This is a genomic window from Psychrobacter sp. CLB018 (assembly GCF_041222815.1).
Taxonomy (GTDB): domain Bacteria; phylum Pseudomonadota; class Gammaproteobacteria; order Pseudomonadales; family Moraxellaceae; genus Psychrobacter; species Psychrobacter faecalis.
On the sequence record NZ_CP166085.1, the window covers coordinates 3,089,530 to 3,114,949 of the forward strand.

The window sequence follows — 25,420 nt, forward strand, 5'->3', positions numbered from 1 at the left end:
TTATAAAACGTCAGGGACGTCTAAGCGAGCATTAAAGGTATGCTTGGGGTTAAGTATAGTAAAGTGTCGAGAGTTATGGGCGAATAATCCAGTGTAAGTGTTGGAGTACTAGGTTTTTATAACCGCTTTAGCGTATGATTAAGCGGTACTTAAGCTTAAATAAGCCAATAAACCGTACGCTATTGGAGACAGAGAATGATTAAAAAAGATGACAGCAACAGAAAATACTCCGCTATTTTGGTCGATGGCATCCAAAAAGCTCCTGCTCGTTCTATGCTGCGTGCTGTCGGTTTTACCGATGAGGATTTTAAGCGCCCACAAGTTGGTATTGCCTCGACTTGGAGCCAAGTGACGCCCTGTAATATTCATATTAACGGCTTAGCGGATGAAGTGGCCAAAGGCGTTTATTTGGCCTATGCCAAACCGATTATCTTTAATACTATTACCATCTCTGACGGTATTGCTAACGGTTACCAAGGTATGAAGTACTCCTTAGTATCGCGTGAAGTGATTGCCGACTCTATTGAAACCGTGTCGGGCTGCCAAGGTCACGATGCGATCATTGCTATCGGTGGCTGCGATAAAAATATGCCGGGTTGTATTATGGCCATGGCGCGCTTAAACCGTCCTTCGCTGTTTATTTATGGCGGTACCATTCAGCCGGGTAAAAACCACACCGACATCGTTTCTGTCTTCGAAGCCGTCGGTGCCAATGCCCGTGGCGATATGACAGCAGAGGAAGTCTTAGAAGTTGAAAGAACGGCTATCCCAGGCCCTGGCTCTTGTGGTGGCATGTATACCGCCAACACCATGGCATCAGCGATTGAAGCGCTTGGCATGAGCTTACCCGGTAGCTCGGCGCAAGAAGCTATCTCTCCGGAAAAACGTGAAGACTGCCGAAAAGCCGGTGAAGCGATCCAATGGCTCCTTGATAATGATATCAAGCCTAGCGATATTATGACGCGCAAGGCCTTTGAAAATGCCATTACCATGGTGATTGTATTGGGCGGCTCAACCAACGCGGTTCTGCACTTACTGGCTATGGCCGATGCCATTGGTGTCGAGCTAAATATTGATGACTTTACCGAAATAGGAAAGCGCGTTCCTGTGTTGGCCGACTTACGCCCATCAGGCCGTTACCTCATGTCAGAGCTCATCGAGATTGGTGGCATCGCCCCATTAATGAAGCGCTTATTGGCAAAAGGGTTACTACACGGTGATTGCTTAACCGTTAATGGCAACACCATCGCTCAAAATCTAGCTAACGTAAAAGATTACCCAGAAGGCCAAGACATTATCCGTCCGTTCGACAATCCCATTAAAGCTGACAGCCATTTGCGTATATTACGCGGCAACGTTGCACCAACCGGTGCGGTAGCAAAAATCAGTGGTCAAGAAGGCACTCAATTTACGGGCACAGCACGGGTGTTTGACTCAGAAGAAAAGGCCATGAGCGCCATTTTAGATGGCACCGTGGTGGCGGGTGACGTGGTTGTTATTCGTTACGAAGGCCCAAAAGGTGGCCCCGGAATGCGTGAAATGCTGTCGCCGACCTCTGCTATTATGGGGCGCGGTTTGGGCAATGATGTTGCCTTAATTACCGATGGCCGCTTCTCTGGTGGTAGTCATGGTTTTGTCGTTGGCCACATCACCCCTGAAGCCATGGTTGGCGGCCCGATTGCCATTATTGAAAACGGCGACACCATCACCATTGATGCCGATAATAATGAAATCAATTTAAATATCAGCGAAGTAGACATTGAGAAGCGTTTAAGCAGGTGGATCGCTCCAGAGCCAAATATAAAGCGCGGCGTACTGGCTAAATACGCCAAAACCGTTGGCAGTGCCTCAGAAGGTGCCATTACCGATAGGTTTTAAGCGCTAAATCACTTGCTACGATAGCTTAGCGCCTCAGAGACATGGGCGCTGGTGATGCATTCGCTATCTGCCAAATCAGCAATGGTGCGCGCAACGCGTAATACCCGATGGTAGCCGCGCGCCGATAGATTTAGACGCTGCTGTGCAAGCTGTAATAACTGTTGCTCGGCCTCGCCCAAATGAATATATTTATCTATCTCATTGGGGCTAAGCTCATTATTTACCTTTTTCTGCCGTTTTAACTGCCGCTCATGCGCGGCAGCGACTCGTGTGCGGACTTGCTCAGAGGTTTCGCCAGCCTGCGCATTTTGTAAATCAGCAATCGGTAGCGCTGGCACAGTAATATGCAAATCAATCCGATCAAGTAATGGCCCTGATAGCTTATCCTGATAGCGTTTAATGTGCTCAGGTCGGCAGCGGCATCGCCCTGAGCCGTCACCATCATAGCCACACGGGCAAGGATTCATCGCTGCTACCAGTTGAAAGTTTGCGGGGAAAGTAAGCTGCGAGTTGGCACGGCTAATGGTTATTTGCTTGGCCTCTAACGGCTGACGCAATACTTCTAACACCGTACGATCGAACTCTGGTAATTCATCTAAAAATAAAATTCCCTTGTTAGCAAGGGTGATCTCGCCAGGTTTGGGACGAGAACCACCACCAACCAACGCCACTGCAGATATGGTGTGATGAACTTGCCTGAATGGCCGCGTACCATAATCATAGTCGCTATCTGCCACTGAATAGGTGCTGGCAACTTCTAATGCGTCTTCATCACTCAAGTCTGGCAAGATAGTGGGTAGCCGTGATGCCATCAACGTCTTGCCAGAACCCGGCGGTCCGGTAAACAGTATCGAATGGCCACCAGCGGCGGCGATTTCTAACGCCCGCCTAGCATGATGCTGACCTTTAACATCCGCCAAATCAACTTTATAAGCAACTTTACTCTGCGCAGCGGTTGCTTGCACGACTTCTAAGCGCTCATCTATAAGGCTAGAATCTGTGAGCGACTGCAAATGATTACAGACTGCCTTTAAGTTTTGCGCCGCTAATATCGTCACCCCCTCGACACGGCTGGCTTCCGCGCCATTATCAATCGGTACTATTAATTGCCGTAACTGGCGCGATTCTTGTTCATCAGATTTTGTAGAAGGTTTGGTAGAATTTACCACTAACGACTCTGCTTTCATCGCTCGAGCAACCGCCAAGCTACCACTCACTTGCCGCAACTCGCCATTGAGTGCAAGCTCGCCGATAAACTCAAACCCTGATAACGTTTCTGGCTCAAGCTGTCCACTGGCGGCCAAAATACCGATGGCTATTGGCAAATCCAATCTTGCACCATCTTTTGGCAAGTCTGCCGGTGCTAGATTAATCGTCAAACGCCGATTAGGGAATTGAAAGCCCGAATTCAAAATCGCCGAGCGCACCCTGTCTTTACTTTCGCGCACAGCAGCGGCAGGCAAGCCGACAATGGTCAGCGCTGGCAAGCCTTGTGATAAATGCACCTCGATAATGACCTGCGGCGCGTGCAGTCCGACGACTGAACGCGTATAGACTTGGGCGAACGACATCAGCGTTTCCTACTATAAAGATTAATCGATAATAGAGCATTATCAATCAGCGCGCAAATGTCGTGTTCTATTTTTATCAATCCGTTTAAACCTTATTATTTCTAGCCTATTTTTTAATAGATAAAACTCATTTCTGACTACTACTAAGCAAAATATCAGCGCCTAAATTCTGCGATTTATTCGCTAGCATAGATATTTAAAAGTGTTATATGATTGATAAATGTTTTTAATTTTTCTTATTTATTATTTCATTCAAAAAAATAGAAAATAAGACAGATAAAAGCATGGCAATAAAAGGATTTTATTGACATATAAAGCTTGGCGGTGATTTTCGTTAGCGCTTTATAAAATCGTAATTAACCATGGATGGGTAAGCTTATGAGCATTAATGTGCTTAATCGGCGTGTACGCACACTCACGCTATTGACGATGGCAGTCTCTCTGGGACTGTTTGGCTGTTCGGATAACGACAATTTTAACGGCAATATAGACGATGGCACTGGTGATAGTACTTATGCGGCGGATATCCAGCGCACTGAGTTTGGTATCCCGCACATCACTGCTAAAAATTATAAAGGTCTGGGTTATGGCGTCGGGTATGCTTTTGCCGAAGACAATATCTGCTCCTTAGCACGTGAAATCGTAATCGCTAAGGGTGAGAGTATGCGCTATCTGGGTGCTGAGGGTAATGAGAATAGCGATGTTTTCTACACTTGGTATAACTCTCCTGAACGACGATCGGGTTTTCTAGGGGCTCAAGACCCTGAAGTGATTGATGCGGTCAAAGGCTATGCCGCTGGCTACAATCGCTATTTGCGTGACAAAGGGGTCAAAAATATTGAAGACCCTGCCTGTGCAGGCGCTGAATGGGTTCGCGAAATCAATATTGACGATATGTTGGCTCTATATGGCAAAGCCAATTTACGCGGTGGACTCTCTAACTTCGTCAAACAAATCGCACAAGTAGCTCCTCCAGCGTCAGGTATCGTCATGGGAAGCTCTAGAATGAGTAGCCCTGAACCTATAGCAGAGTCGGATGAAAAATTCGATATGACAACTATCAACGTATTAGATGGCGGTAGTAATGCTTATGCCTTTGGTAGTAAGGTAACAGGTACTGATAGTGGCGTAATGTATGGAAATCCACATGAACCATGGGAAGGCGTTCAGCGTTTTTATGAATTTCATACAACAATACCAGGTAAGCTTGATGTGATGGGTTCCGCTCAGCAAGGTCAACCTTTTATCAACATCGGCTTTAATAAAGACGTGGCTTGGAGCCATACGGTATCGACTGCTAAGCGCTTTACCCTTTATCAGCTTAGTCTAGTCAACGGTAGTCCTTTTAAATACAATTATGTCAACAGCGACGGTAAGGTTGAACAACGTGATATTGAAACGGTTCCAGTCATTGTTAAGATGCCAAACAATCAAACAATAACTCGGAACATCTATGTTTCACATTATGGGCCAATACTCAATGCAAAACTGCTTGATCCTCGCTTACCAGCATGGGGTGATGCTAATAACGTTGTTTATACTATCCGTGATGCTGCCTCTGAGAACCCAAGAGCCCTCAATCAGTGGCGCAGTATGAATATGGCCACTAGCGTTGGAGATCTCGTCGATAGAATGCAAAAAATTCTAGGCCTAGGGTTTGTCAATACCATTGCTACTGACCGTAACGGTAAAGCGCTTTACGCCGATATCTCAACGGTACCTAATGTCACTAGAGAAAAGTTAGTAGCTTGTAGTGCTGACGCTGGAGCTGCTCTTCCTCTTTTGATTGCCGCAGACTTACCTGCACTTAATGGTAGTACGGCTGCCTGTGAGTGGGATACGGACGCCGATTCTCCTCAAGCGGGTATCTTTGGCGGCTCAAAATTACCGTTTTTAATTCGTGATGATTATGTCCTAAATTCAAACGATAGTTATTGGCTCAGTAATGCAGAACAACCATTAACTGGATTCTCCCCATTATTAAGACGTGATTTGTTACCGCTTTCTGAAGACGCGGCACCGCTATCTTTACGTACCAGAATGGCATTTACCCAAGTATTAGATAGACTGAGCAATAAAGATGGACTTGGTGGCCATAATTTTGATTTAGATAAGCTACAACAAGTCGTCTATGGCAACCGCAGTTATGCAGCCGAATTAGTGCTCGATGATGTCTTAGCAGATTGTACCGCTAACCCTCTATTGCCTTTAAAAGACGGTGGCAGCATTGACGCAACCCAAGCTTGTAACGTACTAAGCAATTGGGATCGCCGCGATAATCTCGATAGTAAAGGCGCTCATGTCTTTAGAAAGTTTTGGACCAATCTTGGTGTGAGTGATTATGCAGGTTTTGGTGTTCCATTTAATAAGGCAGATCCCATTAACACCCCTCGTGACTTAATCATCAATGATAAGACACGTACTGCGCTTGGCGACTCAATCAAATATTTTAATGATAGAACTATTGCGCTTGATGCGCCATTAGGAAGCTTGCAGTTCGTTATTGATGCAGGCAAGAACAATGAAAAGATTCCTATGCATGGTGGTTTTGGTGGTGAAGGCGTCTTCAATGTCGCAAGCTCAAGTCAAAACAGCGATGGCACTTATGGTCCAGTGACCAATGGCCCAACCTATATGCAGTCAGTGACCTTTGATAGTAAAGGTCCTGTTGTAGAGGCGCTGCTTGCCTACTCACAAGCAGGAGATACGACGCGCCCTTATCATCGTGATCAGACGCGCCGTTATTCAGATAAAGAGTGGATTCGTCTGCCATTTAGTAAGAGCGAAATATCCAAACAAGCGGTTGGTGAAGTGATTAAATTGAGAGAATAGTTCTAGCTAAATTATTGATTATAATAAAAAAGACTTTAGGGTAATCCTGAAGTCTTTTTTTATTGTAGATAGCAATACAACTTTATGGGTATATACGAAAACTTACCGTCCATGCCACTATGACTATTGATTTGTTATACTACTTATTACTTAAGTGGCGATTTATACAGTTAAACCGAGGAATCTCGCATGTCAGAACCAGCCGATATCAATAGCGACCAAAAATCTTTCGCTCATGCCGACGAGCAGCCTACGACTGCACGCCCTGTGGTTGAGATGCCCAATCCCTATGCCAGTACCCGTGGCAGCATTACCAGCAAACAGCTACCAGCATTCGATGAAGAGATTATCAATAAATACAATCGTTCTGGGCCGCGTTATACCTCCTACCCGACCGCATTAGAATTTTCACCGATGCCTGAGGGGCTGGAGACTAAGATTCTGCAAGAGCGCGAAGCCGATGCGCCCTTATCGCTGTATTTCCATATTCCGTTTTGTCGTCACCTTTGCTACTACTGTGCTTGTAATAAAATTATCACCAAAAAGAACAGCGACGCTGGAGATTATTTAGAATATTTAATGGCGGAAATCAAGCACAAACGTAGCCTATTAAAAACGCCAGCCGATCGTAAAAATCCACTGGTTAAGCAGCTGCATTTCGGTGGCGGTACGCCAACCTTTCTACAAGATAATGAGTTGATAAAACTTTGGGAATTTTTGCAGACCCAGTTTGAATTTTTGCCAGAAGACCAAGGCGATTACTCTATTGAAATCGATCCGCGTGAGCTTGGCGACGAGACACTAACGGTACTGCGTAACCTTGGTTTTAACCGTGTCAGTCTAGGCGTACAAGACTTAGACGAAAAAGTACAAATCGCCGTCAACCGTATCAACTCTGCTGAACTGATTGAGAATGTGCTTGCTGAAGCGCGTAGATTGGGCTTCCATTCTACCAACGTCGATTTGATTTACGGCTTACCGCATCAAACGCCAACGACTCTAGACAAGACCGTACGCCGTGTTATTGAGATGTCACCCGATCGTTTATCGGTATTCAATTACGCTCATTTGCCTGAGCGCTTTAAATCGCAACGCCAAATCAGAGAGGCAGATTTACCGACGCCAGCTGAGAAGCTTACCATGCTCGGTAATACCATCAATACCTTGAGCGAGGCCGGTTATCAATATATCGGTATCGACCATTTTGCCAAACCTGACGATGAGCTTGCTATCGCCCAGCGCGAAGGCAAATTACATCGTAATTTTCAGGGGTATACCATCATGGGCGATTGCGATTTATTAGGCTTTGGCGTGTCGTCAATCAGCCAAATCTCTAACGCCAATAGCAGCTATATTTTGCAAAACCATACGGATTTGCAGGTATATAAAGAAAATATCGATGCGGCGCGTGATAATCCAGCGATCATGCCAGCGGTCAATGTGATTAAAACCTCGATTAAAGATCGTCTGCGTGAATACGTGATTATGAATTTACTTTGTCACGACTATATCGACTTTAGAGACGTTAATCAGAAATTTGGTATCGATGCTATTACTTACTTTATCGATGAAATTCAGCAATTGGGCGCGATGCAAGAGGACCGCTTGATTGACATGGATGCCGCTGGTATTCGCGTCCTGCCAAAAGGTCGTCTATTAGGGCGTAATGTCGCTATGGTGTTCGATGAGTATCTTGAGAAAAAACATAAAAACCGCTTCTCTAAAGTAATTTAAAACTTTTTTATACGTTATTAATAAAAAAGACTTCGCTAATGCGAGGTCTTTTTATTGGCTGTAATACGATAAGTATTGATAAAAAAACCAATCTACTCTATTCAGTCGGCATAACAATATATAAGCGATTGGCATCTTCAATGGTTTTTTCTTTATCGAGATACTTTTGCTCGACGCTACTTTTTGGATTGATTATATCGGTATCTGTCATCGCAAAATCATCATCATTGAGTAGACCCAATGAACCATCTTGTCTTAACCATAAGCCCTCAAGCTTATCATGTGGGTAATCTAAGCTCGCCAGCACATCGACGACCAAGGTTTTTTTAACAGGCGTGATGTTTAAGTTTTCAAGGGTCTGCCAGTTTTCTTCGTCTTCTGCAATCAGCTGCTCAAGCGTTTGCCCATTCACTGTCAAACCCAGTCTATCATTCTGTTTAACACTTTTATCATTTGCAATGGTTGCAATATCTGTTGCTTGCGCGATATTAATTTTATAAATGAGTTTTTGTGCTGACTTATCTTGGAGCGGGAATTTGCGATCATGCTCAATGAGATAAAACTCATGGTCATTAAGCGCCACAATGCCAGAGGTCACATGCGCTGCGTTATCCAATCGATATAAATACTGCGCTATTTGTCCTGAAACTAAGTTAATCGTTACCATACGTACCAAACTAGAGAGTCGCCCTGACTTATCGGGATTGTCCATAGAGGACTCCATGATACCGACCAGCGTCGTTTGGTCAGGCGTAATGGTTAACGCCTCCATGCCACGATTGGCACGACGTTTGCTAAATTCCGTCGGTAACAAGATTGGCTTAGCATCAACCATCACATTATTACGCTCATCATTGGCAAACGCATTGATACGCGCAATCTCTACGCCATTGGCATCGTAATGCACAAGGTGCGGACCGTACTCATCGCTGACCCAAAAGCTGCCATCTTGCAGCGCTGCGAGTCCTTCAGGGTCTAAACCATTGATATCAGTTTTGATCGGATTACTTACCGCATCAAAAGGCAATTGCGGGTTGACTGTCATCGGTTGACCATTGACATCATAAGGTACTTCATTGGTGCCGCCAAAAGCCTTGGGGTTTGGTAGTCCTGAGATAGGATTGCCATTGCTATCTTTTAGAATTATTTCTTTTACTTTGATAATTTTGCTGTCAGCTTGCAATTCAAACAACCCAATAGACGGCGTATAATTTGGCACAAGAAACTGCTTACCTTTACCGGCAATTCCGTCAAAGTCGGCATTAGGACCACGGTCGGTCAGGGCATAAAATTGCTTGGCATTGGTTGGATGCGCCGCTGCATCTGAGCCGTAGCCGCCGCCTCGAATCTCTAATTTCTGCTCAGGATAAGCGGCATTGATATGCGACGCATCAAGCTCGCTATAAGGCAACGGGCTACCTTGCACAAATTCATTTATAGCCGTCATTTTATTATTGATATCTTCGTTAGCCATTATTATTTTCCTTGAATTATTATTGTTATTAAAAATAGAGTAATGCACGCTAAAAAGTTGATTAGCTATCAATTAAAAGTTAAAAAAATAGTCAGCACGTAAAACGCTCACTGACTATTTTTCTAACAAATTTAAATACGCCTAAAGCATACTTAGTTAAACCTTAAGCTTATCACCTACCATACCTTTTATGGTACTTAGAATGTCAGCCGGTAATACCACCATTTTTGCGTTATCAGATTCGGCTAACTGACGAATCGATTTGATATATTGCTCGCCAAGTAAATAGACAATCGGCATTTCTTCGTCGCCCATTGCAGCAGTAATCAGACGAATAGATTCTTCTGAGCCTTTCGCCAATACCACTTGCGCTTCCGCATCTCGGCGTGACGCTTCTAGGCGACCATCTGCCTCTAAGATAGCCGCTTGCTTTTGCCCGTCAGCACGGGTGACGGTAGCACGGCGTAAACGCTCTGCCGCCGCCTGCTCTTCCATCGAGGCTTGCATGGTTTGCGAGGGATTGATATCTTGGATTTCTACCGTCTTTAAGGTAATACCCCAATCGGCAATATCCTCTGAGATGGCATACTTGAGCTTGGTTTTGATTTCATCACGGCTTGACAAGGCGCTATCTAAATCCATCTCACCAATGATTGAACGCAAAGACGTCTGCACTAGATTTCGAATACCGTATTCATAGTCTTCGATACCATAAACCGCTTTATCGGGGCGCACGATATTAATATAAGCAACGGCATTGGCGATAATGACCACGTTATCTCGGGTAATGACTTCTTGTGAGGGAATATCAAGGACGATATCTTTGGTCGTCACTTTATAAGCCACATCGTCGACATAAGGAATGATTAAATTTAATCCCGGCTCTAGGGTTTGGCTATATTTACCGAGTCTCTGCACCACCCATTTATACCCTTGAGGAACAATGCGCACGCCTTTGAACACCGTAAACACGACCAATGCAATCAAAACGATCATGACAATACTAAAACTTTCCATGTTGCACCTCTATTATTATGCCTAACTATTTTTATTAATAACTGCTTGCGCTTGCATACTACTGACAATCAGCTCATTACCTACGATATCCGTCACTATCACGCGATCGCCGACGGCGACTTGCTCACCGCTCGTACGGCACATCCACTCAGCAGCCCCGACGATAGGTACACTAAAGCGTACAACGCCTGCGCGCTCTAACTGCGGCGCGACGATAATCATCCCAGTTTCACCGATGATGACACTACCGCCCAACCCCGCTTTGGTGCGATCGACAGATAATGGTTTGATAAATTTAAACCAAGCCAATAAAAAGATAGCCGAGAGCACCAACCAAATAATGATTTGCATCGATACAGAAATGGGTAGCAACCACGCAAGAGCAGCCACGATGATAGCCGCTCCGCCAAACCACAGGCTGGCAAACGTCGGTACAAACATCTCAATGATTAGCAATACAAAGCCTAATACCAGCCAGTGCCACGGTTCAAGCATCCAAAGCATCTCCATAATTGCTCATTCCCTATCTTTATCATTCTAGCTTTCAATGTAGCACATTTTGTTATCAAACAGCGCCTTAAAAGTTATAGGCATAAAAAAACGACCACCTAAGTGATCGTTTTTTATTTTGCTTATCATCTAACTCTTTCATTAATATAGAACTTAATGTTCAGTTAATTAGAATTTAAGATGAGCGCCGATAGTCATAAGATCCGCATCGCTACCTAGTTTGTCATATTCTGCTTCAACGCTGAAGTCAGGATTGACTGAGTAACCAAGACCAACACCGCCTGCTAGGCTTGTATCTTTATCTGTACCGTTATATAAACCTAAAGTTGTACCAGAGGCTTCTACTTCAGTTCTGGCAACCCCTAATTTACCTTTAGCGTATAGTCCAGTATTTGGGAATGCATAACGGTAAGTACCGTAAGCGCCGTAAGTTTTGGCATCGATATCGCCGCCACGATAATCAGCATCATCTGAACCTACATATTCAGCTTCAATACCGAAGTTAGGATCAAAGTTATAGCCACCGTATACGCCATAAGCAGTTGGATCATCAGCACCATCTACGTCTAGGTCAAACTGACCGACTTTTACACCAACGTATGGCTGGCCAGTATAACCATTGCCGTATGCTACGGCTGCTTGTGCACCTACGCTTAGTAAAGAACCTGCAGCTAGGGCTAGTAAAGTTTTTTGTAGAGTTTTCATGTGTAGCTCCTTAAAATCAATTTGGACAAACAAGTTATTTATTTATGTGGGCTTTTTAGCCATATCGCCTTGTTTGCTAACGATGTATACATAGTAACAAACCATGTCAAAAACTCTGTCAGTGTTTAATGGTAAGAAAGTTAACTTTTGCAAGTGTTTGTCGGCCCTTGGGTTACAAAGGGCTAGATATGAAATCTTTTGTTACAATAACCTAGTTTGAGTAATATTCCCTACTCATTAACAGCGACTGAGAGTCAACATTAAAAAGGCGCATCCCGAAAGATACGCCTTTTATTATGAAATCAACGTCGATTTAAGCTTTAATTAAGCTTATTTTTTATCTTCGTCAACTTCAGTAAACTCAGCATCAACGACATCGTCATCCGCTTGGTTGTTGTTACCAGCATTTTCAGCGCCTTGTTGGAACTGGCTTGGATCCATACCTTCTGGACCAGCACCGCTGTCAGCATAAATCTTCTGACTGATTGGTAAGAAAGCATTGTCTAGCGCTTCAAGTTTGGCTTTGATATCATCATAATCATCTTCTTTAGCAGCCGCTTCAAGCTCAGAGATGGCAGTTTCTACTGTTGATTTTTCATCTTCAGTGACTTTATCGCCAGCTTCTTTTAGCGCTTTTTGTACCGCATGAATACGACCATCTGCTTCGTTACGTACCTGCGCAAGGTTAGCAAATTTCTCATCTTCAGCAGCGTTGGCTTCAGCATCACGCACCATTTGTTCGACTTCTTCATCCGACAAACCAGAATCCGCTTTAATCTGGATACTTTGCGCTTTACCAGTACCTTTATCTTTCGCTGAGATGTTCATGATACCGTCAGCGTTAATGTCAAAGGTAACTTCGATTTGCGGCAAACCACGTGGCGCTGGTGGAATATCCGTCAAGTCAAAACGACCAAGCTGTTTGTTTTGGTTAGCGATTTTACGCTCACCTTGATACACCTGAATCGTTACGGCTGGCTGGTTGTCTTCCGCCGTTGAGAAAACTTGTGATTTCTTAGTTGGAATCATGGTGTTTTTCTCAATGATTGGCGTCATGACACCGCCCATGGTTTCGATACCGAGCGTCAATGGTGTTACGTCAAGCAATAGGACGTCAGTTTTGTCACCAGACAATACCGCACCTTGTATCGCAGCACCAGCGGCAACCGCTTCGTCAGGGTTCACATCTTTACGTGGCTCTTGGCCGAAGAATTCTTGTACTTTTTGCTGCACTAATGGCATACGAGTCTGACCACCAACTAAGATGACGTCATCAACATCGCCAACTTTTAGACCAGCATCTTCAAGGGCAGTTTTACAAGGACCCATCGTGCGTTGTACTAAATCTTCCGTTAAGCTCTCAAGTTTTGAGCGGCTAATAGTGACAACCAAATGCTTAGGACCACTGCTATCGGCAGTGATATATGGTAGGTTGACTTCAGTGCTTTGGGCACTTGATAGCTCGATTTTTGCTTTTTCAGCGGCTTCTTTTAAACGCTGCATCGCCAGCGAGTCACCTTTTAGGTTGACGTCTTGGTCTTTTTTGAACTCATCAACCAGATAATCAATCAACGCTGAGTCAAAGTCTTCACCGCCAAGGAAGGTATCACCATTGGTCGCTAATACTTCAAACTGCTGCTCGCCATCAACGTCAGCGATTTCGATGATTGATACGTCAAAAGTACCACCACCCAAGTCATAAACGGCAACGGTGCTATCGCCTTGCTTCTTATCCATACCGTAAGCAAGTGCGGCAGCGGTTGGCTCGTTAATAATGCGTTTTACATCAAGACCAGCGATTTTACCCGCATCTTTGGTTGCTTGACGCTGTGAGTCATTAAAGTACGCAGGTACTGTTACAACAGCTTCGGTGACGCTTTCACCAAGATAGTCTTCCGCTGTTTTTTTCATTTTTTTCAAGATTTCAGCAGAAACCTGTGGTGGCGCTAATTTTTTACCGTTAATTTCAACCCATGCATCACCGTTATCGGCTTTAGCGATTTTATAAGGCACCATACCGATGTCTTTTTGTACCACTTTGTCATCAAAACGACGACCAATCAGACGTTTAATGGCAAATAAAGTGTTGTTTGGGTTGGTCACCGCTTGACGCTTTGCTGACTGACCGACCAAGATTTCGTCATCTTTGTAAGCGACAATCGATGGTGTGGTACGTGTACCTTCAGCATTTTCGATGATTTTAACTTTATCACCTTCCATCACTGCGACACATGAGTTCGTTGTACCCAAGTCAATACCAATTACTTTACCCATAATTAATTGCTCCTAATTTATTTTTTAAATAAGCTATTTATCTCATCAGACCTAATCTAGCAGATACTAGACGGTCACTTGTTGTTCTATATAGGTTTGGCGCTGTATTATTTCAAGTCATTTAACCGGCAAAAAATGTCTTTTATGTGATTTTTTGTGTAAACCCTTATTAATAGTAAGGTTTAGCGTGGTTAAAGACTTATTATTTAAAATATTAATTTTAAATGGTTAAGCTGGCAGAACCTATTGTCCAACACGAACCATTGCGGGGCGCAGCAAACGACCGTTCAGACTATAGCCCTTTTGCAGTACTGTACCCACAGTATCGGCTTCAGCTTCTGGATCAATACCAACTGCTTCATGCAAATCAGCGTTAAATTTCTCGCCTTGTGGCTCAACCACTTCTACGCCGTTTTTGTTTAAGACATCTAATAATGCTTTATGCGTCAATCTGACGCCTTCGATAACAGGATCATCTGCTTGAGCATTTTCGATAGCGCGCTCTAAATTATCGACCACTTCTAATAGCTCTTTGGCAAATTTTTGCAGGGCAAATTTTTTGCTCTTATCGGCTTCTTGCTCCATGCGTTTTTGCGCATTGTAAGCTTCAGCATTGGCGCGCGCTGTCCCTTCTTTCGCTTGCTTGACCTCGCCTTCTAACTCGGCGATACGGGCTTTAAAAGTATCTAAATCGATATCGTTTTCGATAGTGCTTTCTTCCCCTGAGTTTTGCTGTGGATTAAACTCTTCTAGCGTTTCTTTTAAGATACTATCATCGTGCTCGACATTGTCATGCGAAACGTTGTCGTGTGGCACGTTTTGATCAATATTTTCGTGATTATTATTCTGCTCGTTCATGATGGCTCCTTTATATAATTATGAATAAGGCTATTAACTGAATAATGATGGATTAGAAAACAACACCATAAATTGGCCAGACAATGAAATAATCGACCATTAGCCAAACCGTGATTTTATAAATCACCTATGGTTAGCAATAACTTTTAACTACCTTCTGATAGCTGATTAATAAAGGTGATGAGGGTAAATTTCAAGCCTACTGTGTAGAATTTTTATCGCTGGTTATGAATACTGCCTTAACCCATGATAACGATATGGTGATGCTTGAGATGATTACCTACTTTAAAACAACCTTATTCCCTTTACGCTTATTGTCAATAAGTAATTCATTTCACTAACAAAACCTACAAAAAAACGTCAGTTAAGCCAGATAAATTACTATTAGCCTGCACACTCTTACCAAAGAATACTCAACTTTATTTTTGCCTATCTTATGATAATTACAAATATAATTTATCATTTATGGGAGGTGTTATGCCTTATTCAGCGACATTATCAGTCAACACCTTACTTAATAAAGCAGTAAGGACACTAAACCTTACGTCTTTAGGTCAAGAAAAACGTCAGCATTCATCTGTTAACTCATCAAACAACCCTTCAGAGAATGTTGAAAATGAGCCGTTGCCCATCAATCCTTTGCAAATAAGCACTGACGATAGGCAATCCTGCATTGACAGCGAGCACCTATCCATTAGAGATAAAGTACTGCATCACAATTTGCTGACGACTTATCAGCCACATTTGCTGCACTATGCAATGAAAAGTATCGGTCTCTTGCCAGAAACAGTATTAGACAGCTTGGTTGGTTATCTAGATGGACCTACGGCTAAGCAGTATGAACACGTTGATGCGCATTTGCGTTTGATTCTGGCGGTAAATAGCAAGCTTAAAACCCCTTTACAGCTCTCAGAGATGGGCGAGCTGCGTAAACGCTTTGCCACTGACGCCGTTGCTATGCAAACGCCAAGAGTTTGGCAGCAGGCAAGCTCATCCTTATTCGACACGATAAAACCTTTTACTAAGAAAAATGAACCTAGCGTCAATTGGGAAGATAAGACGATTGCCAACGCTGATGATGGCGATATGCTGGTTCGTTGTTATCAAAAGCAAGTAAACGCAGCAGGCTTTAGTTTTAAAAAGAAAGCCAAACGCAATCCTGATGAAACCGTCATGCTATTTTTCCATGGCGGTGGCTTTTGTATTGGCGACATCAACACCCATCACGAGTTTTGTCATGCTGTCTGTGAGCGAACAGGATGGCCAGTGGTCAGTGTCGATTATCGCCTAGCGCCTGAACATCCTGCGCCTACGGGGTTAAGAGATTGTATTGCCGCTTATGCTTGGTTAGCTGATAATTGCCAATCATTCGGGGCACTAGCGTCACGTATTGTTTTGGCAGGAGATAGTGCAGGCGGCGGCTTATCAACCATGATTGCGCAACAAGTCATCACGCCGTCTGCAAAAGCATGGCAAGACTTAGGGATTGATGGGCAAAAAACGTTTGAGATATTACAGCGCCTGCCGCAGCCACTGGCACAAATGCCTTTATACCCTGTGACAGATATCGAAAATGATTATCCAAGCTGGGAGCTATACGGCGAAGGGTTATTGCTCGATCACGCCGATGTGGCGGTTTTTGATGCGGCTTGTTTAGAAAATAGTCCGCTGCCACGTCAACATATCTTGACGTCGCCTATGCTCGGTGACAATCGACAAATTTGCCCGACCTATGTCGTTGCAGCAGAATTGGACGTTTTACGTGATGAGGCGTTTGCGTATGCCAAGCAGTTAGAAGATTATGGTAGAGCTGTCCAAACTTATACGGTCTACGGTGCGCCGCATGGCTTTATTCATTTTATGAGCGTGCACCAAGGACTTGAGCAGGAAACCAATCATATTATCCATGGCTTTGCTGGTTTTGTACGTGACATTATAAGTACACAAAATTTATTAGCAGCCTAAGAAATAGAATAGCCGTTATCACTAAAAAGTGAGGTTGGCGTTTAATGGGCAATTAAGGACTTATGACAACTAAATCGTCAAGGACATTAATATGATAAAGATAGTTTTTATGAATTGGGCTGACCGTTTAACGTAATGAGCCAAACTTCAGAACGTGAGCCTAAACGAAAAGGTATGCCCCAAAACCCATAACCTGACGATACCACAAAGTGACCTTTACCGATTTTTTCGTAGCCATAACCCAAACGATTGATGGCCTTTACAATAAAGTTAGCCGGAAATATTTGCCCGTTATGGGTATGTCCTGAAACCTGTAAATCAATCGGTAATTGACTATGCGCCATAATATCGCTCGGTCGGTGATCTAATAAAATCACTGGCTCAGTAGTATTCACTTGTTTGAGCAATTCGGTCGTTGCTACCCTCTGCCGTTTATGATTATCAAAACGTCCAACAAGCCAGATCGGCTGGCCTTGATGCGACAGACAAGTCGCTTCATCGTTGAGCAACTGCACGCCAGCAGCTTGTAAAGCTTTACTAATTGGCTGCTCGTGACCGTACAAATCGTGATTACCTAACGTCGCATAGACACCGTAGCGCAAACTATTCACCAGCTTCACCAAATCTTCTGCCATATGGTATTGAGCAAACGCCTCAGTGTTATCATCCATAATATCGCCTGGCATCAACAATATGTCTGCTTCATAGCGCTGCACAATGTCATTGAGCCGTTCGATAGATTTGTTGCCAAATAAACGGCCCAAATGCAAATCACTGGCTACTGCAACACGCAGCGAGTAATTTAGCGGCTTATTAATCTTGACAGACAGCTCGCGCACTGCCGGCACGTAAGCGTTATACAGCGTATAGCTAAATAGGCCTATAAAGAAAACTAGGGCAAAAATGCGTAAGCCAATACTAATTACGTCTGTATCATAAAAAGTAGGAATACCCAAAGCATGTAAAAGCCAAAAACCACCATATAATAGACTGCTCAATAGTGCCGTTAGTAGCATAAAATGCATCACCATCATCCAAGCACTTATCCAGCGATAGCTACTAGCAAATGATTTTGTGACGCTAAGCAGCAAAAGAATATTGGTAATCGCAAAGACAGCAAGCCAAGTCACCTGTATTAATAAAGGCGAGCTCCAAGGCTGTAGCCACCATTCTAGACTGCACGCTGCGCCAAAACTAAACAGCTGCAGCAGGACAATAATAGTGATAATAAATGCGTAGCGCATGAAAATTCCTAGCGAGATAATATTTTGATAAAGCGTTTGCTGGGTTGTGGCGGTATTTATAAATTAGCGGATTATAGCGACTGCTTTTTCAATACTTGTGAGCGCTGGGATAACTACTACTGCGCCGACTGTAAGGTAATCATCCATATCTCAGAGCGCGTGCCAAGCCTAAAGGGTACTGCGCCAATCCCGTAACCTGATGTCACCAAAAACTGCGTGCCTTCAACCTGCTTAGCCCCATAAACCAGCGGCGTAAACCACTTTAGTAATATCGTTAAAGGAAATATCTGCCCACCATGCGTATGCCCTGACAGGTGCAAATCAATTGGCAAACCTTTTATTTGCTCCAAGTCAGCAGGGCTGTGCTCTAAAAATATTACTGGTTTATCCGCCCTCACTTCACTAAGCAAATCTGTCGCAGCAGGACGTGCGGGATCTGTCTCATCTGAACGCCCTATCAGCAACACTGAATCGTCTAACCAAATGCTTTTATTATCAATTACCTGTATCCCTGCACGTTCAACGGCCTTGGCAATTGCCACTTCGTTACCAGAATAATCGTGATTTCCCAAAGTGGCATAAACACCGAGCGGCGCTGTCATTTTTGATAAGTGCGCATGCATATTGGTTTTATCATAAGCGTCAGTAGAATCATTCATGACGTCGCCTGCGATGACCACGACATCAGGATTTTGGGCATCAATTAGCCTCACCATCTTATCTATCTGCCGATTGCCAAACCATCTACCCAAATGCGTATCAGACACCAAAGCAATTTGCAGCGGCCGCTTAAGCAGCTTATCTGTCGTGACGTTTAGACGATGGACGACTGGTGAATAGGCATTAAATACCGCCAAGCCCACAATACCAATATAAGTTATCGCTGCAACGGCACGTATAAGTTTTGGCCGGAGTTTTTGTTTAAGAATATAAACATAGACCAAGGCAATAACCGCAGTTATTAATGCGGCATAAAACATAAAGCCTTGTAAAATGCCGACAACCAGATAGACATGAAAGCGCTCGCGCCAAAATTCACTCAAGCCGTAGAGCAGAAAAACATTGTTGATAATAAAAATACTTAAAAACAAACCGGCTTTAGCTAAGCGCTGTTTTGGTTGAAAGAACCAGTAAAATATCACGCTACTCATCAGGGCGAGCAGCTGGGTAAGAATGATAAAAGGCCACATGATAAAATTGAATCAGACAAAGACGGGCTTATAGTACGCCAATATTCTTACCTGTTGTAGACAGCATGATGGTTTATTGAAACTTTATAGAACTAGAAATATAAAGCACTTAGTAATTTAACGTTATTTTTAAATCAATGCTTCAAAAACGTTGTTTTAAATCCATTGTTTCACATGAAACATACCTCTAAAAACTCACCCTTGCTGCTCCAGTGCATGCTCTAAAGCTGTGTGTTCAAATTCAAAACCTGCGTCCAGTAGCGCTTGTGGCAGCACCTTTTGCCCATCAATCAACAAGGTCGACATCTCACCAAACATCAGCTTTAATAAAAATGCTGGTAAAGTAAAAAATGTCGGACGATGTAGCCATGCGCCAAGCGTTTTAGTAAAAGTATGATTGGTCACAGGGTTGGACGCGGTCAAGTTATAAACCAGCGCTGGCGTAGCGTTTGCTGTTGTTAGAGTATTATCAATACTATTCACTTGCTGTCTCTGACTACTAAGATGTTGCTCAATGATAAATATTACCGCTCTTACCCAATCAGTACGACTGATCCAGCTCATAATTTGCTTACCGTCACCCAATTGACCACCGACACCCATTTTAAACGGCGTTAATAATTTACTGACCATACCGCCCTTAGGATGGATAACCACACCAGTGCGTACGATAGCAACAGGGACACCGTAATCGGTAGCTTTTAGCGCCAACTGTTCCCAGTCGTCACAGAGTTTATGCGAAAAATCAGCGTTAAAACCACTGCTTTCTGTCAAAGACTTATCACCTTGAGGACCATACCAGCCAATCGCTGAACCGCTAACCAGTAGCTTAGGTTTGCTATTACTACGCGCAATAAAATCCAGTAGCGCCTCAGTAGGTTTGATACGGCTGGCAAGCAATTGCTCTTTACGCGCGTCACTCCAACGTTTATCAGCAATCCCTGCGCCTGCTAGATTCAAAATAACATCAAAGCTTTTATCTGACTTCACCAGCTCATCATAGGTCATCATTTTAATATCATTAGGATGCGCCTGCTTACCATCGCGCGTCAGCCACGTAATCTGCACTTTTTTATCATCTTTTTGATAGCGCTTAATGATTGCTTCACTAAACGCGCTACCTAAAAATCCCGAGCCACCACTGATTAGAATATTCATCGCTTTTTATCCTTATAGTTGTCTTGCCTTTTTCTCAGTGTGACAAAAAACCATCTACAAAAACAAGAGATGAATTGTAGGTATAAGGCGTAAAGTAAGATTGGGTATAAATAGAGGACTGAACTACTAATATAAAAAATATTAGCTTTTAAATGGTTACTAACGAATCACTTGACCCGTTCGAGCATCGCTGATTTGGCTAGGGAGCTGATAACCAAGCGTCTCGCCCTTTAGATAGCCAACTTGCTCATTGCTATTAGAAAAATAAGCCTGTGCTTGTGAGAGTGTTAAAGCAGGCGGCTGACCGGACGGGTTACAGCTGGTCGAAACGACAAAGCCATAGGGATTATGGACGGACACCACTTGACGGCACAGCTGCTGCACCAAAGGATGGTCAATCACCCGCACCGCCACACTATGATGGGAACCGGTAATCCACGCAGGGATAGAAACGGGTAAGTTTTCTGATAACGGTAATAACCACGTATGGGCCTGCTGGCTATCGACATCACAATCAGTATCGTTACGCCAACTGACTAACACTTGCTGGCGTTGATCTTCATTTAGACTATTTAACAACATCTTAAGTCGACTGACACTATCGGTGACCACAATCATGCCCTTCTCTAACGGTCGTTGTTTGATAGCCAAAAGCTGCTCTACTGCTTGTTGATTGAAGGGGTCACAGCCGATACCCCAAACGCTTTCGGTTGGATAAGCAAGCAGCTGTCCTTGTTGGAGCCAATGCGCAGCTTCGATGACAGAATCGGTGATAAGAGCTTTAGATGTAGACATAGCGGAATAAGAAAGGAAAGTATGAGGAGATATAATACAACTTAAACGATGGGTAAAACAGCAGGTTTAAAGATTTCTTAAAATCGCGTTTTGATTAAAAATAAAACTACACGCGCAAATAACGCCCACCTTGTACACTGATAACGCCTAATAACTCCAGCTCCATAAGTTGCCCAATCAATTGCGCGGCCGACATATCAGTAGTATTTAACAACGCATCTAAATCCTGCCCATGCCAATCAAGTTGCTCATAAATGAGCGCTAAATGCTCAGGAATAACACTAGTATGGGAAGAAGGTTTGAGATTAGATTGTGGCGATTGATTAATACTTTTGCTAGAGAGCGTCTCTGTATTTAGAGAATTGGTACTTTGGCTAAGAGTTGCTTGCTCAATACTAGACTCTGCATTAGATGACGGCTGATAGGTATGCGCTCTATAGTCCAACTGATTATTAATATCTTCAAGGACGTGCTGCGGATGATAAATCAACGTTGCGCCTTCACGTATTAAATGATGGCAGCCTTCGGCATTGCTATTATCAATATGACTTGGAATGGCAAAAACTTGTTTACCTTGCTCGGAGGTTAGGCGCGCAGTAATCAGTGAGCCGCTTTGAATGGTCGCTTCAGTGACAATGGTCGCGAGGCTAAGTCCTGCAACTAGACGATTACGGCGCGGGAAAGTGTGTTTGTGTGGCTGCGTGTGCGGTAGTAGCTCACTGACGATACAGCCGCCTTGGTCAATAATCTGACTAAATAATTTATCATGATGATTGGGGTAATTGACATCAATCCCCGTTCCCATCACGCCAATCGTACGGCCTTGATATTCAGTATCAGACTGAGCTAAAGCACCTAAATGGGCGCGCTTATCGACACCCATCGCAAGACCGCTAGTGATAATATAACCAGCTTGCGCTAAGTATTGTGCCATATCAAAGGTGATTTTTTGCGCGTGGGCGGTGGGTTTGCGACTACCAACGATGGCAATTTGCGCTTGCTGCAAACGCGCTTTATCACCACGGTAAAATAACAATGGTGGTGGGTCGTATATTTCTAGCAGCTGCGCTGGATAGTCAGGCTGGTCAGCAAATAAAAGACCGTATTTTCCGTCTAACAATGCTTGCTGGATTTTATCGATAGTAGTGAGCGTTTGTTCTGGCTGCTCATGACGCTTAAGATGGGTACTATGAATGCCCAATTGACGCCATGCCTCTACTTTAGCATTCCAAGCAAACCCTGCCGTGCCAAAGTTAGAGATGAGTTTATGATATGCTGATAATGACGCATTCACTTCAGTCCACAGCGCTAAAACGGCACGCTGCTAGGCGGATAAAAGAGAAGTGACTGCGGTCATAATCATCTAGCTCATTTAGTTTAAGTTAAACTTTTAGCTCAAAGAATAAGCATTATACTTATTAGAGATATCGAACTTATTATAGATACGGCGGTGGTAACAGCTGATCACCGACATTGAGCGGTAGCTCAGAATCAAGCACATACGCATAGCTGATATTATCAAAGGTATTAAACACCATTACCATACCAGTAGGCTCGCTTGGTAAACGGACTGGCGTGTCATTATCCTTGATATCGCGTATGACCGCGCCTTTTTGAAAAACGGTCAATACATCACCAGGTTTGGCACCGTGTGCGCTGCCCAAATTGATCGCAACGACGCTGCCCTTAGCCGCTGAGCTAATAGAATCCATCACGCGGACGATCATACCGCCGCGATTAACGGTTGCTGGCGTTGGATAAAATACTGGCGGTATTGAATTATTTAGCTCCACAAAAACGCGGTCGCCTTCACGCACTTCTTTGCCATAGCTGTCGATAAGCTGCAAGCTGGTCACGCCATTGGTTTCGGTAGACGTGACCAGACCGGTAGCGACTTGAGTCACTTCTAAACCGATAATTTTTTGTGTTTTAGGCTCGACATACTTTTCGCCTTCACGGTAAATACCGTAACGCTGGCCAACGATAAGTGGTACGCCTTTGGCATAGACTTTATCGCCACTAGCGGTAATTAAATTGCCTTTTTTTGAGGCTAAAATGTATGGGGTGGTATTAAAATCTGCTGGATTAACAATGATGGTCTTGTCGAGCCAATGCTGAATAGCAGACCATGGAATAGGCGGAATACTATTAGCGGTAGAGGTCACAGTAACTGAGCTGGCAACCACATTGCCAGTCAATTGTTTTTCAACCCCTGCGCAACCTTGGTCGGTATCGACACCGACCAAGGTTTTACCTTGAATCACGCAGAGGATAAGAACGTCGTTAGGATAAATAAGGTTGGGATTTTTGATTTGCTTGTTGGTCGCCCAAATCTCTTTCCAGCGCCAAGGACTGTCTAGATAACGCCCTGAGATATCCCATAAGGTATCGCCTTTTTTGACGATATAGCGATTGGGCGCATCAGCCTTAATAGTAGGCGGTGGATTATTGGCGTGGGCAGTGGTCAGTGGTCAGCAGCATTGCACCACTAAATGCCGTCAGTAATAGTGCGTTTGCTATCTTCTTTAAGCTCATCTTCATTGTTATATCCACAATATATACCGCTAATATAATGTCTATAAAGCAGCTATTCAGTATGATTGACGGGTTTAGTTGTAAAAAATCGCCTAGCCTAATAATGACTTACCGACGCCGTTTTCAATATTACAATTATATATACCATAACACAATCATAAACATCTTATTACAATGGCGTAACCTAAATTTAGTTATTGATAACTGGATATTAATTTTGATAAGCGGTTAATAAAAATAAGCTGCCTAAGCTGGATTTGGTGTCACATGCTGACGAATTTGCTCAGCGACCAATTCAGCATTATTATCTAATACTACTACATGCTGCGGTAAGGCTTCTAAGCCATCGGTATGCGCAGGACGCGCAATTTCTATCTCTCCAACCGCCTCAAAGATAGTATCAGCAAATTTCACCGGTAATGCTGTTTCGGCACAAACAATCACTTCACCTTCGCGCTGTAATTCTTTAGCAACTTTAATACCGTCAGCCGTGTGCGGATCAACTAGCTCACCATGCTGCTCATAAAGTACCTTAATAGTTTGTAGGCGGTCGCTATGGGTGGACTTGCCCGCAGCAAAGCCATAACGGGTATTGACCACCTTCATCAAGTCAGACAAATCAAACCCTTGGCCAGATTTCACCCCTTCAAATAATTCACTGACACGGGCACTGTCTTTGTCGAGTAGTAGATAGACAAAGCGCTCAAAGTTGGAAGCTTTAGAGATGTCCATCGACGGACTTGAGGTGACGTAAGTTTTATCAGTCGGACGCGGCTGATAGGCCCCTTGATTAAAGAAATCGTTAAGCACATCGTTTTCATTGGTCGCAACGATTAGACGCTCGATTGGCAATCCCATTTCGCGAGCGATATGACCGGCACAGATATTGCCAAAGTTACCTGATGGCACGCTAAAGCTGACTTTTTCATCGTTGCTTGTAGTAACGGCAAAATAGGCTTTAAAGTAATAAACGATTTGCGCTAATATCCGCCCCCAGTTGATAGAGTTGACGGTTCCGAGGTTATAAGCGGCTTTAAATTCAGCATCCTGCTGTAGCGCTTTAACAATATCTTGGCAATCATCAAACATACCATCAATGGCGATATTATGGATATTAGCATCGGTTAAGCTATACATTTGCGCGCGCTGGAATTCGCTCATTTTGCCATGCGGTGACAGCATAAAGACTTCGATATTGTCTTTACCGCGCAGGGCATATTCTGCCGCACTACCTGTATCGCCACTGGTGGCGCCAATGATGGTAATACGTGCGTCTTTTCTTTTAAGCACATATTCAAAAGCATTACCCAAAAACTGCATGGCAACGTCTTTAAACGCCAACGTCGGACCGTTCGATAATCCTAAAATATATAAATTGCCTTCAAGCTTACGGACAGGAACAATCTCATCAGAACCAAATATCTCAGCGGTATAAGTACGCTCAATGATATCTTGTAAATCAGCCACAGGAATATCAGTAGCAAAGCGCTGCATAATCGCCAGCGCCAACTGTGGATAGCTAAGCGAGCGCCACTCGGTAAGCGTCGCATTATCAATATTTGGATACTGCTCAGGCAGCATCAAACCGCCGTCAGGCGCAAGCCCCATCAATAACACATCACTAAAATCCATCGGCGCTGTCTGACCACGGGTACTGATATATTTCATTAGATTGTCCTG

Annotated in this window: 18 protein-coding genes and 1 pseudogene; 4 read left to right on the forward strand and 15 right to left on the reverse strand. The window is 43.8% G+C overall.

All coding sequences use genetic code 11. The features are described from left to right. The first annotated feature begins 195 nt into the window (after positions 1–195). On the forward strand, positions 196–1,878 hold the full coding sequence (gene ilvD, locus AB8P72_RS13175; RefSeq protein WP_369957860.1) for a dihydroxy-acid dehydratase: 1,683 nt from the start codon (positions 196–198) through the stop codon (positions 1,876–1,878). An 8-nt stretch (positions 1,879–1,886) separates the two neighbouring features. Here ilvD and AB8P72_RS13180 read toward each other — a convergent pair whose 3' ends face one another. Next, positions 1,887–3,449: a YifB family Mg chelatase-like AAA ATPase gene (locus AB8P72_RS13180; protein WP_369957861.1), complete on the reverse strand. Its 1,563-nt coding sequence runs from the start codon at positions 3,447–3,449 to the stop codon at positions 1,887–1,889. A 378-nt stretch (positions 3,450–3,827) separates the two neighbouring features. Between AB8P72_RS13180 and AB8P72_RS13185 the strand changes: the two genes are divergently transcribed. Further along, positions 3,828–6,281: a penicillin acylase family protein gene (locus AB8P72_RS13185; RefSeq protein WP_369957862.1), complete on the forward strand. Its 2,454-nt coding sequence runs from the start codon at positions 3,828–3,830 to the stop codon at positions 6,279–6,281. 189 nt (positions 6,282–6,470) lie between these two features. Further along, positions 6,471–8,015: an oxygen-independent coproporphyrinogen III oxidase gene (gene hemN, locus AB8P72_RS13190; RefSeq protein ID WP_369957863.1), complete on the forward strand. Its 1,545-nt coding sequence runs from the start codon at positions 6,471–6,473 to the stop codon at positions 8,013–8,015. A gap of 97 nt (positions 8,016–8,112) precedes the next feature. Here hemN and AB8P72_RS13195 read toward each other — a convergent pair whose 3' ends face one another. The 6 genes from AB8P72_RS13195 to grpE all read right to left on the reverse strand — a co-directional run bounded on the left by AB8P72_RS13195 (position 8,113) and on the right by grpE (position 14,853). Further along, on the reverse strand, positions 8,113–9,489 hold the full coding sequence (locus tag AB8P72_RS13195; protein WP_068404322.1) for an esterase-like activity of phytase family protein: 1,377 nt from the start codon (positions 9,487–9,489) through the stop codon (positions 8,113–8,115). Between the two features lie 156 nt (positions 9,490–9,645). Beyond that, the gene (locus tag AB8P72_RS13200) at positions 9,646–10,506 is read right to left on the reverse strand and encodes an SPFH domain-containing protein (RefSeq protein WP_068405008.1); all 861 of its coding nucleotides are present in this window, start codon (positions 10,504–10,506) and stop codon (positions 9,646–9,648) included. Between the two features lie 21 nt (positions 10,507–10,527). Next, positions 10,528–11,016: an NfeD family protein gene (locus AB8P72_RS13205; RefSeq protein WP_227514939.1), complete on the reverse strand. Its 489-nt coding sequence runs from the start codon at positions 11,014–11,016 to the stop codon at positions 10,528–10,530. A 168-nt stretch (positions 11,017–11,184) separates the two neighbouring features. Then, positions 11,185–11,721 carry a porin family protein gene (locus tag AB8P72_RS13210; protein ID WP_068405010.1) on the reverse strand — a complete coding sequence of 179 codons (537 nt, stop codon included), beginning with the start codon at positions 11,719–11,721 and terminating at the stop codon, positions 11,185–11,187. A gap of 330 nt (positions 11,722–12,051) precedes the next feature. Next, a complete protein-coding gene (gene dnaK, locus AB8P72_RS13215; protein WP_068405012.1) occupies positions 12,052–13,995 on the reverse strand; it encodes a molecular chaperone DnaK in 1,944 nt (647 codons plus the stop codon). Between the two features lie 243 nt (positions 13,996–14,238). Continuing rightward, on the reverse strand, positions 14,239–14,853 hold the full coding sequence (gene grpE / locus AB8P72_RS13220) for a nucleotide exchange factor GrpE (RefSeq protein ID WP_068405014.1): 615 nt from the start codon (positions 14,851–14,853) through the stop codon (positions 14,239–14,241). A 477-nt stretch (positions 14,854–15,330) separates the two neighbouring features. Between grpE and AB8P72_RS13225 the strand changes: the two genes are divergently transcribed. Beyond that, on the forward strand, positions 15,331–16,818 hold the full coding sequence (locus AB8P72_RS13225; protein WP_369957864.1) for an alpha/beta hydrolase: 1,488 nt from the start codon (positions 15,331–15,333) through the stop codon (positions 16,816–16,818). A gap of 107 nt (positions 16,819–16,925) precedes the next feature. On the opposite strand, the gene AB8P72_RS13230 is transcribed toward AB8P72_RS13225, so the two are convergent. The 8 genes and pseudogenes from AB8P72_RS13230 to thrC all read right to left on the reverse strand — a co-directional run bounded on the left by AB8P72_RS13230 (position 16,926) and on the right by thrC (position 25,408). Then, on the reverse strand, positions 16,926–18,062 hold the full coding sequence (locus AB8P72_RS13230) for a metallophosphoesterase (RefSeq protein ID WP_369957865.1): 1,137 nt from the start codon (positions 18,060–18,062) through the stop codon (positions 16,926–16,928). Between the two features lie 116 nt (positions 18,063–18,178). Further along, a complete protein-coding gene (locus AB8P72_RS13235) occupies positions 18,179–19,252 on the reverse strand; it encodes a metallophosphoesterase (protein ID WP_313205945.1) in 1,074 nt (357 codons plus the stop codon). A 195-nt stretch (positions 19,253–19,447) separates the two neighbouring features. Next, positions 19,448–20,410, reverse strand: coding sequence for a TIGR01777 family oxidoreductase (locus AB8P72_RS13240; protein WP_313205946.1), 963 nt, complete (start codon positions 20,408–20,410; stop codon positions 19,448–19,450). 159 nt (positions 20,411–20,569) lie between these two features. Next, complete coding sequence (locus tag AB8P72_RS13245) at positions 20,570–21,205, reverse strand: L-threonylcarbamoyladenylate synthase (RefSeq protein ID WP_068405023.1); 636 nt, start codon at positions 21,203–21,205, stop codon at positions 20,570–20,572. A 106-nt stretch (positions 21,206–21,311) separates the two neighbouring features. After that, the gene (dprA, locus tag AB8P72_RS13250) at positions 21,312–22,511 is read right to left on the reverse strand and encodes a DNA-processing protein DprA (RefSeq protein WP_369958301.1); all 1,200 of its coding nucleotides are present in this window, start codon (positions 22,509–22,511) and stop codon (positions 21,312–21,314) included. 130 nt (positions 22,512–22,641) lie between these two features. Continuing rightward, entirely contained in the window at positions 22,642–23,469 is an 828-nt protein-coding gene (locus AB8P72_RS13255; RefSeq protein ID WP_369957866.1) for a peptigoglycan-binding protein LysM, read from the reverse strand. Positions 23,470–23,532: 63 nt separating this feature from the next. Next, positions 23,533–23,673, reverse strand: a pseudogene (locus tag AB8P72_RS13260) (LysM peptidoglycan-binding domain-containing protein); the annotation flags it as partial. A gap of 313 nt (positions 23,674–23,986) precedes the next feature. Continuing rightward, positions 23,987–25,408, reverse strand: a complete 1,422-nt coding sequence (gene thrC, locus AB8P72_RS13265; RefSeq protein ID WP_068405029.1) for a threonine synthase — start codon at positions 25,406–25,408, stop codon at positions 23,987–23,989. Positions 25,409–25,420 lie beyond the last annotated feature (12 nt).

Excerpts from the sequence above, each read along its gene's own strand:
- ilvD (WP_369957860.1), top strand. The coding sequence starts at position 196 with ATGATTAAAAAAGATGACAGCAACAGAAAATACTCCGCTATTTTGGTC.
- AB8P72_RS13180 (WP_369957861.1), bottom strand. The coding sequence starts at position 3,449 with ATGTCGTTCGCCCAAGTCTATACGCGTTCAGTCGTCGGACTGCACGCG.
- AB8P72_RS13185 (WP_369957862.1), top strand. The coding sequence starts at position 3,828 with ATGAGCATTAATGTGCTTAATCGGCGTGTACGCACACTCACGCTATTG.
- hemN (WP_369957863.1), top strand. The coding sequence starts at position 6,471 with ATGTCAGAACCAGCCGATATCAATAGCGACCAAAAATCTTTCGCTCAT.
- AB8P72_RS13195 (WP_068404322.1), bottom strand. The coding sequence starts at position 9,489 with ATGGCTAACGAAGATATCAATAATAAAATGACGGCTATAAATGAATTT.
- AB8P72_RS13200 (WP_068405008.1), bottom strand. The coding sequence starts at position 10,506 with ATGGAAAGTTTTAGTATTGTCATGATCGTTTTGATTGCATTGGTCGTG.
- AB8P72_RS13205 (WP_227514939.1), bottom strand. The coding sequence starts at position 11,016 with ATGGAGATGCTTTGGATGCTTGAACCGTGGCACTGGCTGGTATTAGGC.
- AB8P72_RS13210 (WP_068405010.1), bottom strand. The coding sequence starts at position 11,721 with ATGAAAACTCTACAAAAAACTTTACTAGCCCTAGCTGCAGGTTCTTTA.
- dnaK (WP_068405012.1), bottom strand. The coding sequence starts at position 13,995 with ATGGGTAAAGTAATTGGTATTGACTTGGGTACAACGAACTCATGTGTC.
- grpE (WP_068405014.1), bottom strand. The coding sequence starts at position 14,853 with ATGAACGAGCAGAATAATAATCACGAAAATATTGATCAAAACGTGCCA.
- AB8P72_RS13225 (WP_369957864.1), top strand. The coding sequence starts at position 15,331 with ATGCCTTATTCAGCGACATTATCAGTCAACACCTTACTTAATAAAGCA.
- AB8P72_RS13230 (WP_369957865.1), bottom strand. The coding sequence starts at position 18,062 with ATGCGCTACGCATTTATTATCACTATTATTGTCCTGCTGCAGCTGTTT.
- AB8P72_RS13235 (WP_313205945.1), bottom strand. The coding sequence starts at position 19,252 with ATGTGGCCTTTTATCATTCTTACCCAGCTGCTCGCCCTGATGAGTAGC.
- AB8P72_RS13240 (WP_313205946.1), bottom strand. The coding sequence starts at position 20,410 with ATGAATATTCTAATCAGTGGTGGCTCGGGATTTTTAGGTAGCGCGTTT.
- AB8P72_RS13245 (WP_068405023.1), bottom strand. The coding sequence starts at position 21,205 with ATGTCTACATCTAAAGCTCTTATCACCGATTCTGTCATCGAAGCTGCG.
- thrC (WP_068405029.1), bottom strand. The coding sequence starts at position 25,408 with ATGAAATATATCAGTACCCGTGGTCAGACAGCGCCGATGGATTTTAGT.